Annotated in this window: 12 protein-coding genes; 9 read left to right on the top strand and 3 right to left on the bottom strand. The window is 39.8% G+C overall.

Annotated elements, in window-relative coordinates:
* Nucleotides 1-58: 58 nt before the first annotated feature.
* Both PHAL_RS0109745 and PHAL_RS0109740 read left to right on the top strand, forming a co-directional pair.
* Nucleotides 59-3,826 carry a PAS domain-containing hybrid sensor histidine kinase/response regulator gene (locus tag PHAL_RS0109745; protein ID WP_016708215.1) on the top strand — a complete coding sequence of 1,256 codons (3,768 nt, stop codon included), beginning with the start codon at nt 59-61 and terminating at the stop codon, nt 3,824-3,826.
* Nucleotides 3,810-4,745 carry a diguanylate cyclase domain-containing protein gene (locus PHAL_RS0109740; protein WP_016708214.1) on the top strand — a complete coding sequence of 312 codons (936 nt, stop codon included), beginning with the start codon at nt 3,810-3,812 and terminating at the stop codon, nt 4,743-4,745. The genes PHAL_RS0109745 and PHAL_RS0109740 overlap by 17 nt, the downstream gene beginning before the upstream one ends.
* Nucleotides 4,746-4,786: 41 nt before the next feature.
* Here PHAL_RS0109740 and PHAL_RS0109735 read toward each other — a convergent pair whose 3' ends face one another.
* Both PHAL_RS0109735 and PHAL_RS0109730 read right to left on the bottom strand, forming a co-directional pair.
* Nucleotides 4,787-5,167, bottom strand: a complete 381-nt coding sequence (locus PHAL_RS0109735) for a DUF3192 domain-containing protein (RefSeq protein WP_016708213.1) — start codon at nt 5,165-5,167, stop codon at nt 4,787-4,789.
* Nucleotides 5,168-5,330: 163 nt separating this feature from the next.
* Nucleotides 5,331-6,275, bottom strand: coding sequence for a D-2-hydroxyacid dehydrogenase (locus PHAL_RS0109730; RefSeq protein WP_016708212.1), 945 nt, complete (start codon nt 6,273-6,275; stop codon nt 5,331-5,333).
* Between the two features lie 102 nt (nt 6,276-6,377).
* Between PHAL_RS0109730 and zntR the strand changes: the two genes are divergently transcribed.
* From zntR to PHAL_RS0109710, 4 genes are all read left to right on the top strand, one after another.
* Complete coding sequence (zntR, locus tag PHAL_RS0109725) at nt 6,378-6,791, top strand: Zn(2+)-responsive transcriptional regulator (RefSeq protein ID WP_016708211.1); 414 nt, start codon at nt 6,378-6,380, stop codon at nt 6,789-6,791.
* Nucleotides 6,775-7,944, top strand: a complete 1,170-nt coding sequence (locus PHAL_RS0109720) for an SO_0444 family Cu/Zn efflux transporter (protein WP_016708210.1) — start codon at nt 6,775-6,777, stop codon at nt 7,942-7,944. The genes zntR and PHAL_RS0109720 overlap by 17 nt, the downstream gene beginning before the upstream one ends.
* Before the next feature lie 160 nt (nt 7,945-8,104).
* Nucleotides 8,105-9,238, top strand: coding sequence for a 1-acyl-sn-glycerol-3-phosphate acyltransferase (locus PHAL_RS0109715; protein WP_016708209.1), 1,134 nt, complete (start codon nt 8,105-8,107; stop codon nt 9,236-9,238).
* A gap of 111 nt (nt 9,239-9,349) precedes the next feature.
* Nucleotides 9,350-9,595 (top strand): DUF1289 domain-containing protein, encoded by a 246-nt coding sequence (locus PHAL_RS0109710; RefSeq protein ID WP_016708208.1) that lies wholly within the window; start codon nt 9,350-9,352, stop codon nt 9,593-9,595.
* Here the strand turns inward: PHAL_RS0109710 and PHAL_RS0109705 are convergent.
* Complete coding sequence (locus tag PHAL_RS0109705; RefSeq protein ID WP_029216103.1) at nt 9,592-10,287, bottom strand: transporter substrate-binding domain-containing protein; 696 nt, start codon at nt 10,285-10,287, stop codon at nt 9,592-9,594. The two genes, PHAL_RS0109710 and PHAL_RS0109705, sit on opposite strands and share 4 nt — an antisense overlap.
* Before the next feature lie 261 nt (nt 10,288-10,548).
* Here PHAL_RS0109705 and PHAL_RS0109700 point away from each other — a divergent pair, with 261 nt between their 5' ends.
* From PHAL_RS0109700 to PHAL_RS0109690, 3 genes are read left to right on the top strand one after another with little or no spacing between them, the layout of a single operon-like run.
* Complete coding sequence (locus PHAL_RS0109700) at nt 10,549-10,752, top strand: DUF3283 family protein (protein WP_016708206.1); 204 nt, start codon at nt 10,549-10,551, stop codon at nt 10,750-10,752.
* Nucleotides 10,752-11,156: a GNAT family N-acetyltransferase gene (locus PHAL_RS0109695; protein ID WP_016708205.1), complete on the top strand. Its 405-nt coding sequence runs from the start codon at nt 10,752-10,754 to the stop codon at nt 11,154-11,156. The genes PHAL_RS0109700 and PHAL_RS0109695 overlap by 1 nt, the downstream gene beginning before the upstream one ends.
* A 28-nt stretch (nt 11,157-11,184) precedes the next feature.
* Nucleotides 11,185-15,696 carry an EAL domain-containing protein gene (locus PHAL_RS0109690; protein WP_016708204.1) on the top strand — a complete coding sequence of 1,504 codons (4,512 nt, stop codon included), beginning with the start codon at nt 11,185-11,187 and terminating at the stop codon, nt 15,694-15,696.
* Nucleotides 15,697-15,704 lie beyond the last annotated feature (8 nt).

The raw sequence follows: 15,704 nt of genomic DNA, 5'->3' as shown, positions 1-15,704 counted from the left end.
TGGTTCACTTGGCTCGCTAACCTAACTTGTAAATTAGCGTCAAGTGACGGGCTGTAGATTGAACTTTCTACCTTTAAAACATTACTACCGTTCATTGGCAGTGGCACTTATTGTGCCATTGCTGGTGGCTTTTCTATTGTGTCTTCATTTATACAATATTAAGTTGGACCGAGCTGTTGCTAAACGTGAAGCTGATTTTACTAATCTAGCGGCACAAGTTGAGCATGCGATGAATGCTGCTAATGATTTATTGAGCACTTTGTTCTCACAATATGAGCAACCTCTTTCTTATCAATTTGATCAACAATGGCTTGCAGATATTGATCAGCAAACCAATTATTACTATCGGAAAATCCCTGACGGTGGTGGTGAAATTGTCGGTCAGGGTAAATTTGCTTCTACGGCCAATGTAGTCACCCAATGGCAACAAGTTATTGCACTTGGTCCCGCTTTTAATACGGCATTATCGTTAATTCAATCATTAGCTGCAGTTGCTTATGTGAATGAACAAGGTTTTGCATATATAAAGCGTCGTCATGATGGGGATAGCTTAATGTTAACCCACGTACTTGATGGCCATTTACTCCCTAAATTTGTTGATAACTCATTGTCATCAAGTGCGATAATCGAAATTGCGGGTAAACACTATTTTTCAATCGGGCGCGCGCGCGAGCAAGGCAGTGAAGATTACATTATTTTAATTTATGACTTGGCTGCGGTTTCTAGTTGGCTACACAAAATATCTCCAAGCAATGGTGAATATATCTTTTTAAACAACGATAAAAATATCATTGCAAGTTCGTTAAATGAGATTAAAGGTGTGCCGCTGGCAGAGTATTGGCCTATGGCGAGTCTTACGAATAGCTCAATATCAAAGGGCGCTGGACTTAGTAATATCACTTTTGTGCAAGCGCAAAAGCAGCTACCTATTTATGCTGGCTACTTTGAGTCTCATGCTGAATTAATTACCCCTATATTGATAGAGGTAGGCATTGAACTGATTTTTTTATGTGTGTTTTTAGTAATGATGTTCAGTACGTTATTGTGGTTGAGTCAGCGTATTTTTGTAAAACCGATGACTTACTTGATGTCGTACCTTGAACAAAATGAGGTGCACTACAAAACCCGTTCAAATTACCAAATACCCACTAACTGGCAGCCATGGTTTAGCAGAATAAAATGGGTGCTTAGTAAAAATCAGCAGTTGGTTGACTCCCTCCAGCGAGCTAATAGTGAACTTGATGAACAAGTTAAAATAAAAACACGAGAACTCGCGCGCAGTTATGAAGCCAAAGAACGGCATTTAGCCTTGTTAAATACTATGTTGAATAGTGTGCCTGATCTAATTTATTTTAAAAATATTGATGGTTCATTTTTAGGCTGCAACCGTGCTTATGAGCAATATATTGGGGTTGAGCAAGGGCAGCTAGTTGGTCATCAGCTGTGTGATATTAGTGATGATAGTGGCCAAATCAGTGAGCTTGAGCAACAAGTATTACAAACTAAAACGAAAGCTGAACAACGTATTGAAACCACTAAGCAAACATTTCAATTAACAATAGCGCCATTTTATAACGAACAAAATCAACTTTTGGGGTCAATGGGGATTGGCCGCGACATCACAGCTCAGCAAGATGCATTATTGGCATTAAAGGCCTCAGAATCTAAGTTTCGCAGTGCGATTGAGTATGCTGCCAATGGGGTGATTTTATTGTCACTTGAGCATACGGTATTACAGCTGAACCGGACTGCTCGAAAGATTTTTGATATTGATAAAACATCCTCAAATTTGTCATTAGAGCAGTTATTCTCACAGCAGCAATGGCAAGAAATAGCGGTGTTATTAGCGCTATTACTGAACGAAAAAAAGAAAGTGTACCACCTTACATTAGGGCAACAAGAGCTCAATCTTTGGTGGCAATTGAGCGTTTCTTTAGTGTGGGATGAACAGCAAGCCCCTTATTATTATGTCATTCATATTCAAGATGTGAGTGATTTAACGCAAGCTAAGCAGGATGCCGAGCGTGCAACTGAGGCTAAAAGTCGTTTTATTGCTAATTTAAGCCATGAAATCCGTACACCACTTAATGCGGTGACAGGCTTGATTGATATGGTTGTGCAACAAGGTTTAACTACTCAGCAGCAGCAACATGCGGCGCAAGCAAAAAATGCTGCGCAAAATTTATTAACTATGCTTAACCGGATGCTTGATTTTGCACGTAGTGAGAATAACCAAGTGCAATTAGATTTGGTTAACTTTGAGTTAGTTGCGCTTGTAGATAGTTGTGAAAGTGTATTAATCGGGCTTTGCCAGCAAAAAGGCCTCACTTATAATATTGAGGTTGACCCGTTAATCGCCCCGCAGCTGATTGGTGATCATATTCGCTTGCAACAAGTACTCGGTAATTTGCTGACGAATGCGGTGAAATTTACCCAGCACGGCACTATCACACTGACAATAACAGCCCACGATATAGCTAAAACACAGCAAACACTGTGCTTTACGGTAAAAGATACTGGGGTTGGTATTGATAAAGCTGATCAAAGTCGATTATTTGATGCATTTACACAAGGCGATGAATCGCTCACTCGAGCTCATCAAGGCGTGGGGTTAGGGCTTGCGATTGTTAAACATGAACTCGCATTAATGGGCGCAGAAATTAACGTAGTCAGTGATAAAGGCCAAGGCAGTGAGTTTTTCTTCACAGTGACGTTTTCGCTTGAGCAGCAATCAACAGCGCGTAGTTGGCCAAATACATTGGTTATACATTCTTCTCGGGGGATTAATTTACCCAAAGCGTTACAGTCTCTGCAGCAGCTACGTTATTGTATGTTATCTGAATTTACAGATACAACAGACCTTGCCGCGGTGCAGCGAATTATTGTAAATGACTTTGATATAACTAGCATTATAGACTGGCCTAATATAAAAACGGCGTTGCTGAAAAATAACACCCAGTTATATGTTGTTAAAAATGATGCCGATATCGAGCTTCCTAGCAGCCATAATACGCATAGTGTCAGTGTTAAAAGTTCTGCCCTTGTACAACGGCTACTACAGCTCAACGAAGGTGATACGCCTGATACTGCAACATCAGCAGTAACCATTGATGTTGCTGGGTTACTCGTATTAGTGATTGATGATAATCAGTTAAACCTCGATATTATTAGCAATGTTTTAAGCCAAGCATATATTAATGTTATGACCGCAAATTCGGCGATGGCTGGAATTGCTTTAGTAGAACAAGTAAAACCTGATTTGATCCTGATGGATGTCCAGATGCCAGAAGTGGATGGCTTGCAAGCAACGACCTTATTGCGACAACGTTATAATAAGCAACAGCTACCTATTTTTGCGCTTACGGCGCACAGTGAGTTGGCTGATGAACAGCGTTCATTCGCAGCCGGTATGAATAAGCATCTCACTAAACCTGTTATTGCGGCAACTTTATTAGCGGCAATCAATGAGCTTAAAACACCCCAGTTTATATTTTTTGATCGTTCTTTTGCATTAGCTCAATTCTCAGGTGATAATACTTTACTACAGACTATGTTGGATAAGTTTGCTCAGTTATGTGATAGTCATATACAGCAATTGCAAGTTTCTACTGAGCTTAGTGCCTTGGAACGATTAGTGCATACCATCAAAGGTGTGTCAGGAAATCTCGGATTTAAGCGTCTTAGTGCGGTTGCTCAGCAATTAGAAACTGAACTGCAAAAATCGCAAAGTGTAGAGCAATTAGACTTGACTCAACTTGTGTTCGAATTAGAGCAAATAAATAGATACATTCAACTACAGGGATCAGCAGATGTTGAAGAAAGCTAAAATACTGATCGTTGATGATGACCCATTAAATCGATTAGTGTTAGAAAAAACATTGGCGAGTGATCATGAAATATTTTTGGTCGAAAGTGGCGAAAAAGCCTTAACGTTTGTTAAATCAACCGAAGTTGATTTAATTATTCTCGATATTGTGATGCCGGGAATTGATGGGTATGACGTTTTAATTCAGTTAAAAGAAAATCCGAGTACGCAAACGATCCCTGTCATTTTTATTTCAGCTAATACTAGCCATGATGATGAAGCTAAAGGGTTTGAATTAGGGGCGATGGATTATATTGCTAAACCATTTAGCACGGCTATCGTGCGTGCCCGGGTACGTAATCAGTTACTGATCAAACAAAAGAATGATTTGCTTGAAATGCTAGCGTCAATTGATGGTTTGACGGAGATCCCCAATCGTCGCTATTTAGATGAAAATCTTTCGCGAGAATGGCGCCGAAGTCGCCGTGCAGGTACGCCATTATCGGTGTTATTAATGGATATAGATCACTTCAAACGTTATAACGATTGTTATGGTCATCGTGCTGGGGATGATTGTCTCAAGCGAGTGGCACATGCGTTAGTTACTGCATGTGAACGTGGTAGTGACTTTGTTGCTCGCTATGGTGGAGAGGAGTTTGCCGCTGTATTACCTAATATCAATCAACAAGAAGCATTGGTGTTTGCTAATAAGCTTAGAAGTGCTGTAAATGCTCTCAAGATACCGCATAAAGCCTCACTTAATGCTGAGCACATTACCATTAGTATCGGTATTGCTACCACTGAGTTTGGCCAAGTGTATGCTGAGCATACCTTGCTTGAAGAAGCTGATCTTGGTTTATATGAGGCGAAAGATACTGGGCGGGACAGAATTGTTGCTCGAGTTATTGCCGCAAGTGGTAAAAGTGAGTCATTACTGTAACTAAAGAGTGAATGTTTGTTCACTCTTTAGTTGATTTGAGCTTAAATAGCGTTAAGAGAATTATAAATACTATCACCCACACCAATTAACTTGTCGTTTTTAAAGACAAGTGGCGTACATTCATCTTTTGTCATTTTTCCGTCAGAGTGGATGCTGTGCGTTGCATAGAATAATACTTGGTATACATCATCTTCTTTTTTTAATAACTCTGTAAATTCAGGGGTTTTTAATTGGCTTAAAACACTCTGATAGCTGGTATCTAACGCTAGTGATGCAATTTTTTCACGATTCGCTTGATGATGTTTTTCCCAGCTTGAATTATTACCGGCCCAATGACTTTCTGCTTCGCCGTCTGATACGGCAATCACGCAGCCGGTTAAAAAAGGAGCTGTTAGTGCGGCAATTAAAAGTACTTTTTTCATTATTTTATCCTGATACTAAATAGTGTTTATTAATTTTTTATTTAGTAGCAAAGAATCTGCCAATATTTTTACTTATTAAAAATCATATGGTTAGTTGTTTTTTGCAAGGTGGAAAACTGTATTTAACCACCTTGCATAGTGTTAAAGGCTAAAATTTAGTTTATTACACCAACCTATTTAAGCTTTCGCCTTGACTAAATGCACTGATATTTAGGCTCACCTGTTTCACTAAGCGAATAATTGACTCCTCGCTTGCCCATGCTATATGGGGAGTTAAAATTAAGTTGTCGCCACGATAAACGGCTAATGGGTTATTCTCTGCCGCAGGCTCTTTGGTTAATACATCAAATCCAGCTCCTGCTATTTGTTTATTAGTTAATGCCTGCGCTAACTGTGCTTCATTAACAATCCCACCGCGGGCAGTGTTAATTAAAATGGCGCTTGGTTTCATCATTGCCAGCTCTTCGCTGCCAATTAGATCTCGGCTTTCATCCGTTAATGGACAATGAATACTGATAATATCTGCATTCTTTATTGCCTGATAAAACTCCGTGCGGCCTTCTCTTGGCTTATCACCTTTGCGCTCACTGATGATCACATTTGCACCAAACGCCTTTGCAACATCAGCAACGGCTTTGCCAAGCGAGCCATAACCGATAATAGCGAAGGTTTTATCGCCAATATCATTAAAGCTATAATCCAAACGACAGAACATGTCGCTTTGTTGCCAAAGACCTTGTTGACAGTCAGCAATATAGCGGTGGGTGTTACCGAGTAAGTTGGTGATCAACGCAAAAGTATGTTGAACAACCGAAGGCGTTGAGTAGCCCGCAACATTAGTCACAGCAATACCAAACTCTTTAGCGGCTGCTAAATCAACATTGTTAGTGCCAGTTGCAGCTACACAGATAAGCTTCAACTCTGGAAGTTTTGCCAGCGTTTCACGATTAAGCACCACTTTATTGGTGATCAACACCTGAGCTCCGCTACTGTGAGCTAATACTTGTTCAGGGCTAGTTAGCGGATAGCTGGTGAAATTACCAAGCGTTTGAAAAGGCTCAAGTGATGTGCCTGCTAATGTGGCAGTATCGAGAAGGGTAATATTCATGCGCTTTCCTTATTAAATAAAATGATTTTAATGCTTGACCTTGGTGTGTACTCTAAGGTTTATACTAGGCATCAGTTGCTAAAACTCTTATTGGAGACACAGGTGAAAATAGGTGAGTTTGCTAATCAATTAGGTGTCTCTACAGATACCCTAAGATACTATGAAAAACATAATTTGTTAACGCCATCGAGTCGAACTGGGGCAGGTTACCGTGATTACGATGAAACCGCATTAAAACAAATGGAGTTTATTTTACGCGCTAAGAATGTTGGTTTTAGTTTGTCAGAGATCAAAGAATTATTGCAAATTAAGTTTAAAAAGCACCAGCACTCATGCCATGAAGTGAAAAATTTAACAATTCAAAAACGTGATTTAGTCGCAAAACGTATTGCTGAATTAACACGCTTTCATAAATCATTATCGATACTGGCTGACAGGTGCTGCGGCGGTGAAGAGCCTGCCGATAACTGTTCGATATTAACCACGTTGGAGGACATAGATGGACTTACTCAATAATTTTTGGCAGCTATTTCTATTATCAGCTCCTTGGCTAATGCTTGGCTTGCTCATTGCTGGGATATTAAATGTGTATTTACCGGCAAATTTCTTAAATACCCATTTAGGTAAAGAAGGTTTTTGGACCACAGTAAAAGCGGCTTTAATTGGCGCACCAATGCCTTTATGTTCGTGTGGTGTTATTCCTGCGGCGATAGGTCTCAGGCGAGCTGGCGCTTCAAAAAGTGCTACGACGGCGTTTTTAGTTTCAACGCCTGAAACAGGGGTTGATTCGGTGTCAGTATCGTATGTGTTATTAGGCCCATTTATGGCGATTATCCGCCCCATAGCCGCAATATGCAGTGCCATTGTGGCAGGTGTGTTAGTAGGGCGTGACACTGATAAGCAGCACCTAGAATTAGAGCCTGAAGTTAAAAGCAGTTGCTGCACCGCGAAAGCAGCAGCGTCAGAAACTAAAGCAAGTTGCTGCGCACCTAAACAGGTAGATCCAGAAATTAAAAGTAGTTGTTGCGCGTCAAAACCGACAGCGCCTACAGCTGAAACCAGTTGTTGCGATACATCAAGCGTTGCAGCGCCAAGCCAATGGCAAAAGATGCGCCAAGCACTGAGCTTTAGCTGTAACAAGCTATTATCCGATACTATGGTGTGGTTAATGATTGGTTTATTTTTTGCGGCATTAGTACAAACATATGTGCCAGAATCCTTTTTAACACAGTGGGGTAGCGGTATTCTCGCTATGTTAGTGGTGATATTGATCAGTATTCCTATGTATATTTGTGCCACCGCATCGACGCCTATTGCGGCTGGTTTGTTATTGAGTGGGGTATCTCCAGGGGCTGTATTAGTGTTTATGCTTGCAGGACCAGCCACAAATATTGCTACTTTAGGTGTTGTGGCTAATGAGCTTGGTAAACGTGCTGTTGCGGCTTATTTAACTGGCGTCATCGGTGTTGCATTATGCTTTGGTTTTTTAACTGATTATTTAGTAACTGAGTTTGGTTTTGTTGTTACCCCATTATTAGGTGAAGAACATGAAGTGTTGCCACACTGGTTAAGTTTTATTTGCGGAGTAATTTTAATCATACTGATGTTGCGTCTAGTTGCGATAGCATGGCAAAAAAAACGTCAAGTAACTGGTAAGAGCATTGCGTAATTAAGTGTTCTATAAGTACTTTCAAGAGCGCATCTCAGTTTGCACTAAAATGCAATAGTGTGAGTTAGTTCGCATTTTAGTTTGCCTGAGTTATAATCGGGAGCATAATATAAACGGTACGTATTTTACGTGCCGTTTTTTTAACTTTATAGAAGCAGTAATGAGTGAATTAGTGGATAAGTACGCCGATATAAGACCTTACAACGACGACGAAGTAGCTGACTCAGTTGCTCGTTTGATTGCAGATAACGCATTTATTGATGTATTAGCAAAATATAATTTGCCGCGCTTTATATCCTCGGTGCCATTTTTTGCGCGTTTTTTAGTTCGCCGCCAACTACAAAAAAAATGGGGGGCTGTTAACTCTGTTGAACAAGTACAGCAAGAGGTGGCCAAGTATTTAGCATTATTAGTGAAGCGCACTACCTCAGAAGTTACTTTTTCTGGGTTAGAGCAACTGGATCCAAAACAAGCGTATTTATTTATCTCAAATCATCGCGATATCGTACTTGATCCTGCATTAGTGAATTGGGGATTGTTTAGCCATAATATGAAAACAGTGCGTATCGCTATAGGCGATAACCTACTGCAGATCCCTTATATTACGGAGTTAATGCGTCTTAATAAGAGTTTTATTGTTAAGCGCTCAGCTAAAGCACCTAAAGAGATGCTCAAAGCATTATCACAACTTTCAGCGTATATCTATGATTCACTTGCTGGTGGTCATTCTATTTGGATTGCGCAAAAAGAAGGTCGTGCAAAAGATGGTTTTGATCAAACCGATCCAGCGTTACTGAAAATGTTGCAATTAAATGGCCGCAAACAAAAGAAAGAGTTTTCTGAATACGTACGTGAGCTAAAAATTGTGCCGGTATCAATTTCTTATCAATATGAGCCGTGTGCAATTGCGAAAGCGAAGGAGTTGTACCATAGGCAACATCATGGTCAGTATGTAAAATCGGCCGGTGAAGATATTGCCAGTATTGTTGAAGGCTTTAGTGCCGCCAAAGGACATGTTCATTTAGCGTTTGGCCAGCCAATTGAAACAGGCTGTGAGTCGCCTGAACAGTTAGCAAAAACCATCGATGAACAAATCATTGACTCATTCTTTTTACACCCAGGTAATTATATTGCCGGTGGTTGTAAGCAAGCTGTCATTGATAAAGCAGACGCACAGTCATTTGAGCAACGCATGGCGCATGTCCCGGATGAGTTAAAGCCCTTGGTGTTAGCTATGTATGCAAAGCCTTTTCATCGTAAAGCTGAGTACAACAGTAAAGAACACGAACAATAAAATTAACCAAGGTTCAGGTTCAATAGATTTAAAACCGTAATTAAGTTACGGTTTTTTTTCGTTTAAAAAACGGGCTATACTCAAAACACGCTTTATTGACTGATGCTGGCTATGCAACAAATTGAAATTTTTGAAATTCCAAGCCCTTGCAAAGGCATTTGTGAGGTGAATAACCGCGGCTATTGCAAAGGCTGCTATCGCAGCCGCGAAGAACGGTTTGGCTGGAATTCATTTTCAAATGTTGAAAAAAAACATGTCATCAGTTTATGCCAACAGCGCTATAAGCGTTACTTACAAAAACGCAGAGCGCTTACTGAACAAGCCGCTTCACCTAAGCAGGAAGATTTTGGTTTCTAATCAAGATTATATTTAGCTTTGAGCAATCTGATGGTGCCGTTTTCATTTAGTTTATGCAGTTGTTCTTCGAGTTTAGGTATTAACGCACGATGGCGAGAATGCAAAAAGTGAAAGCTTTGGATCGGCGCAAGTAGCTCAATTTGAAATTTATTAACATCAAACTGAGGGTGCTTCGTCGATAATAAAAAATCGAGCAGTAATACCCCTTGTACTTTTTGTTGAGTGAGTAGATTGAGCTGTGCAGTAACACTTTTCACTTTAATTATATCCCCCATAAATGGGTGCTCGTCTAAGTAATTTTGTGCTGCAGGGTAGCCAACTTGAATGGCGATACTGTTAATTTGTTCAAATGTACATTGCTGGCAGTTTTTTAAAAGTACTAGATTAAATTCAAACAGTGGGAAGTTTACTGCATGTAAGTTTGTGTATTGTTGGCTGATTGTTGAAACGCGCCCTAATTGACCATCAAGAGTACCATTATTGGCAGCAGATAAAGCGCTTTGGTGGTTAAAGTCAATAATATGTACTTCATAACCAAGTTCGTTATAAGCAAGGGTCATTAACTCAATAACATAGCTGGCTTGCGGCGTGTCTGCCGGGCGATTAAATAGCATATGTTGGTTTTTTGCAACACTACCAAATGGTGCAAGCAAACTGCATACTATGATGTATTGGAAGAAATATTTAATCACATCGTTTCCATATTGGGACGAAAAACGCCTTCAATCTACGTTTAAAAGCTAAAAAGCGCAAGTTTAGCCGAGACTCTTTTATTTATACCCACCCCCCCTGGATGCAGAATTCTGCGTTTCACAGGGCTTAATATCAAGGCGTAACTTTGCATCTTGCCTAAATTGCCTTTTATTCCAACGGCGCTCACATCTTAAGGTGGTTTGGGTATAGTTGTTTGTTATACTTTAGGTATTAATATGAACAGTGATAACAGGTAATTTATGTCGTTTAATTTATGTTTACTGCCGCGTGAGCAAAAATATCAAATACAGCTCGATTACGAGGCGTCATTTTGGGCTTATCAAATAAAGCGCGGTAAAACTACTCGTGAGCAAATATATAATACTATTCATAACCGTCCGGTTGCAGAGCAAATGTTTTTAAAACAACAGTTTGAACAGTATTTAGCAACGATGCAAAGTTGATGGACACTCTACGTTTTGAGCGTTTAGAGGCGATTAAAACACCCTTAGTTAATAAGTTTTACAGTCAATATAATGCCCGTGGCCGAGCAACCAAAGGTGATCAAGTATGGGTTGCCTACCATGACTTGATTATTGTCGCTGCATGTCGAATTCAACATCGTGACGGTTATTTATTCTTATCAACTGTGCTGGTTGCACCAAATAGACGCCGTCAAGGGCTCGCAAAGCAACTACTAAAGCATGTCTTGTCTAATCAAAACTCACTCGTTTATACGTTTGCTTACGTAGAATTAGCTGATTTTTATCAATCAATAGGCTTTAACTTTGTGCTAACATTACCAACACCTTTGGATACATTGTTTGCTGTTTATCAACAACGCAAAATAGTGGCCATGCAGTATTAATTTGTTCAACAAAGACGTGGAAATTTAAATGGCTAAATGGTTTAAGGCTTGTATTTTATGTTGGTTAGCCGCCTGTGCAGTTGCTAGCCAATTTTCTTTAGCACAGGTAAAACGTTTATCGCCCAGTGAAGGTTTGTCACAAAGCTATGTAAGTAATATGCTAATCGATAACAGTGGCTATTTATGGCTCGCGACAGAAGGTGGCTTGAATCGTTACGACGGCTATCAAGTTGTGCACATAGCGGGGCCTAATGGCGAGTTAGATGAAGCGATAATTGATGTTATTTATCAAGACCCTGCAGGTTATATTTGGATTTCTTCATTAGTTGCTGGGCTGTTTCGTTATGATCCTAGTACTGATAGTTACCAGCAGTTTCTATCAAAACCTATAAGTGAAGAGCAAGTCTTAAGTCAGTCTGTATTTACTATGCTCGCAACTGATGACAAGTCATTATGGATAGGACGGGGCTGGGATTTTGCTCGTCTTGATTTAGCCACGGGGCAGATTGAAACAATCTTTGAATTACCCGAAGAGCGTACTCGCGGTACAATGATCCGTAATTTATTACATTATAAAGATTATATTTTTATCGCGGCCAGTAGCGGTGCTTATGTTTATCATATCTCGACGGGGCAATATCGAAAGTTAGAGCACTTAAGTAAAGAGCCTGAGCATGCCTATCAAAATTATGTAAAGTCACTAGCCATTGGCGAAAATGAACAATTGTATGTGGGGGCAGTACGCGGCTTGTATCAAGTTGATATTAGTGATTTACCTACTATGTTTGAACGCCCAGATATCCCTTTTACAAATAAAACTATTCTTGCCGATCTTAATGTTTGGAAAATAATTAATGAACACGGCACTCTTGAACTTGGTACAGATAAGGGTTTATTCAAATTAAATTTAACTACTGGCGAACTCATTAAAAACAAAAGGCTAGAAGAAAGTAAATACTCACTTTCAGATTCAAGTATTCTCGATATCGTAAAAGATAAAAATGGTGCTATGTGGGCTGCCACAAAAAGTGATGGGGCATTTTATTTACCTTATGACAATTATCATTTTGAAAATGTGAATGCCAGTATGCTGACTGGTGATGGGCTGTCACATCCTTCTATTTGGGGGATAACCGAGTTTGAAAACAAGCTCTGGTTAGCGACTCATAATGGCTTAACTGCAGTTGATTTAAAAACTAATCAAGGACAGGTATTTTTAAAAGACTATTTAGCAGATTTATTTACCACTGAGTTTAATGTTTATAAAATCACTCCCTACAAGAATAGGCTATGGCTGCATACTAATCGCGGTATATTCAGCTTTGATCCACAGAGTCATGAAGTTTTTCCTGCTAAAACGGCCGATCCTAGTCAACAACATCTGATCACAGGCTGGGTACATGGTTCCACCTTAATGCCCACTGGTGACTTATTTTATGTTCATTCCGATCATGGCATGTTTGTTTATAATGTTGATAGTCAAATAATAACTCCTTTAGGTGGTGAGTTTGAAAGTTTTGAACCGTTTTTGGCTTACGGTTTCTTTCCGCCATTATCTACCAAACCTGAATCACCGCTGTTTTTTAATGCTGGGGTGTTATATCAGGTTGATCCAAATACGTTTGCTTTGACAAAAATTTATACTGTTCCTGAGCAGCATGAAAATCTTGCTGTGAACGTGATGTCTTATGTTGTTGATAATAATAATGTGCTGTGGATCAGCTTATCTAACTTTGGGCTAATTGGCCTCGATGCAACGACCTACCAGTTACTTTATACCATCGACTTAGATAAAAATAAGCTCGGCACTTTAATGTATGACATGGTATTAGATGATACGGGCATGATTTGGATGAGTAGTCATAAAGGTATTTGGCGACTAAACCCTGAGAATAAGCACTTTCAACAATTTACGACTTCAGAAGGCTTGGCCTCTACAGAGTTTAACAGTGGTGCAGTTACGCGTTTAAAAACCGGACAAATAGTGTATGGCACATTAAAGGGGTTTACATACTTTTATCCAAATGATAATCACCCCAAACATGGCTTAATTGATCACGTTAATATCACCAGTATTGATTTAATGTCGCGTGAATTGTCGACTGATCTCAAACAACCGATCAAAAAAATTGTTTTAGAACATGATGATATTGGTCTTGAAGTGGCTTTTTCGGCGATGGCATTTAACTATCAAGAACGTATTATTTACGAATACCAACTCTCAGATGGGCAGAAGTCTTACACTCGTAATAATAATCGAGTGCTGTTTCCAAAATTAAATCCCGGTCGATATCAATTAAAAGTTTGGGCGACAGATCCAATGACTGGAGATTACACTGCACCGGCCGTGCTGGATATTGTGGTTAAGTATCCACTATGGCGAGCACCTCAATTTATGGTGCTTTATGCGTTAGTGTTTTTTGTCTTAATTGCCAGTTGGGTTATGCGTCGTAACCGGATCCAGCAGCTATTGCTTGCAGCTCATAGAGAAAGTCAAGAAAGTGAAGCGCGCTTAAAGCTAGCCTTAGAGGGGAGTCGTTCAGGGGTATGGGACTGGCATTCCAGCAGTCCAATCATTTATCAACCACGACTTAAAAATGAACTCGGCTATGATGTTGAATCGGTTAATTTGGATGATTATTTAGCTAAAATTCATCCTAAAGATAAACAAAATTTTCGTATCGAGTGGTTAGAGTTTTTATCAACAGAAAAGGGGTACTTTAATTGTACTTATCGACTACGTCATAAATCAGGGCATTGGCGCTGGTATAAAGATTTTGGCAAAGTCGTTGCGTGGCAAGGTACTACACCGGACAAAGTAGCTGGCACTTACACTAATATGACACGTGAATTAGTGTTTGAAGAGCGTGCGCGCTTATTTGGTGCTGCGTTTGAGCAAACCCGCGACTGGGTATTTATTTTAGATAAAAGTTTACGAATTTTAGCGACCAACAAAGCATTACAAAGTGCATTTGATTTCCCGGTTGAGTATCGTTCTAGTTGTTCATTACATTTAGGGCTAAGCCGCAGTGTTCGCGTTAATTACTTACGGGTTATGAAAGAATTACAAGTCGGTGAGCATTTTTCTGCTGAAGATACCGTATATCTTGCCAATGGCGAGCCGCGCCATGTGTTGATCAAGGTGAGTGCCGTTGCTGATTCTGAGCAACGCTTAGAAAGTTACGTTGTGATTTTAACTGATATAAATGCGCAAAAGCTGGCAGAGAATGAATTGTTTGTATTAGCAAATTACGACAGCTTAACCGGCTTACCAAATCGCACTTTATTTAATGACCGAGTTGAGCATGCGCTTGAGCAAGCCAAAGCCCAAAATACAAAAGCTGCACTGCTTAATATTAATATTAAGCGCTTTAAATATTTTAATGACTCGCTAGGGCATGAAGCTGCTGATGAGATCATAAAAGCAGTGGCTCTAAGGTTGAAATCGCGTTTGCAAGCCAAAGATAGTGTTGCTCGTTTCAGTGGCGACGAATTTATGCTGCTAGTCGAAGGTATTCAACAAATCGAAGAGGTGGTTTTATTATGTGTTAAATTGATGGCTAGTATGAATGACAATATTATCATTCATGATCAGGCCATTAGTATCAGTTTAAGCATTGGTGTTGCTATGGCTCCCGATGATGCGCTCAATGCGAAGGATTTAATAAAAGCCGCTGATATAGCACTTTATCATTCTAAAAAGAGCTTGGAAGGCTGTTATCAATTTTACAAGCAAGAAATGAATCAACATGTGCAGCGCGCCTTACACTTGGAATCGCAATTAACCCAAGCCTATCAGAACTGCGAATTTTGTAATCATTACCAAGTCATTGTTAATGCTAAAACTCACCAAGCAGATGGGCTTGAAGTATTGCTGCGTTGGCCGGAAAACACCACTTATAAACCACAAGAGTTTGCACTTGCGGCAGAGAGTGTTGGTTTGATCACCAAGATTATGCTGCAAACCTTGGCTAGAGCATTGATAGAGCTGAAACAGTGGCAACAGCAAAGACCTGACTTATATGTATCTATTAATCTTTCGGCATTGGATTTTGAATATAAATCGTTAGTTGAAGAGATCCGCGCAGCATTGGTTTCTGCAGATGTGTCGGCCAGCTCAGTGGTGTTTGAAATTACAGAGTCCGTGTTGATGCATGATTCTTCACAAGCTCTAGCGAGTATGTCGAAATTGAAGCAGTTAGGTTGTCGTTTATATATGGATGATTTTGGTACTGGCTATGCGTCTTTAACATATTTAAAGCGTTTTCCTATCGATGTGCTAAAAATTGACCGTAGTTTTGTGACTGATATTGGTATAGATAGCGATGATGAAGCGATTATTGAGTCAACGCTGGCATTAGCAAAAAGCTTAGGTAAAGAATGTGTTGCTGAAGGGGTTGAAACGGCGCAACAGCTGACCTTTTTACGCAACTTAGGCTGTAATTTATTTCAAGGATACTTGTTTAGTAAACCAATTCCAGGTGATGATGTAAGTGCATTATTAAGCAAAGATTGGCGTTCATTGTTTAACGAAGAGTAATAACCTTG

It is taken from the genome of Pseudoalteromonas haloplanktis ATCC 14393 (genome assembly GCF_000238355.1).
Lineage (GTDB): Bacteria > Pseudomonadota > Gammaproteobacteria > Enterobacterales > Alteromonadaceae > Pseudoalteromonas > Pseudoalteromonas haloplanktis.
The sequence above is the reverse complement of the archived record's forward strand: the minus strand, read 5'-3'. Positions and strand labels throughout refer to the sequence as shown.